General features: G+C 48.8%; 1 protein-coding gene. It reads left to right on the plus strand.

Going from position 1 to position 811, the window contains the following annotated elements:
• A partial coding sequence (locus BWI97_RS26840; protein ID WP_146011096.1) for a TonB-dependent receptor domain-containing protein occupies positions 1 to 731 on the plus strand: 731 nt, incomplete at its 5' end.
• Between the last annotated feature and the right edge of the window lie 80 nt (positions 732 to 811).

Here is an 811-nt window from a genome sequence, read left to right on the forward strand (position 1 = left end):
AAGGGGGAATCGATAATTATCTGGAGTTTCTGCCCGCTTACCAGTTCGGGCAGTCCATCAAGTCGAATACCCAGAATATGCACGAAAAGACGTTCCGAAAGTTCTGGTCGTGGAAGAACATCGCAAACTTCGAAAAAACCTTTTCAAAGCATCACAGAACCTCACTGATGGTTGCTCATGAGGTGTTCCGCCGAACCTCCGATTTTCTGCGTGGCGAACGACAATTTGGAGCGAACGATCTGACCGGGCTGAATGCCGGAGATGCCAATTACGCCCTGAACAACGGATATGGTACCGACTATTCTATGGTATCGGTCTTTGGCCGGGCGTTGTATAGTTACAGAGATAAATACATGCTTACGGCCACCTTACGACGCGATGGTTCCAGCAATTTCGCCGAAGGAAGAAGGTGGGGAACGTTCCCCTCGGTGGCGGTGGCCTGGAGAGCTTCCGAAGAAGCATTCTTTGCTCCCATTAAAAGCGTGGTCAATGACATGAAGTTGCGTTTCACCTATGGCGAGGTTGGGAATGCCAATGTCAATGCCTTCGCTTACGAAAGTAATTTGGTCAATACCAAGACGAACAATTGGGGAACGGCCTTTCAGACAGCCAATATTTCCAATAGAGATTTAACCTGGGAAACCACCCGTTCCTGGAATGCCGGAATTGACCTCAATTTCCTGAATAATCGTCTGGAGTTTGTCATGGATGCCTACATTCAAAAACACTGACAACCTGCTGCTTCGGTTGAGTCTTCCCGCGTTTACAGGAACGTCTGATTTGCCGGGTTCTGCGGAAGCTCCCTGGTATA

The organism is Siphonobacter sp. BAB-5405 (assembly GCF_002872335.1).
In the GTDB taxonomy this organism is placed as follows: domain Bacteria; phylum Bacteroidota; class Bacteroidia; order Cytophagales; family Spirosomataceae; genus Siphonobacter.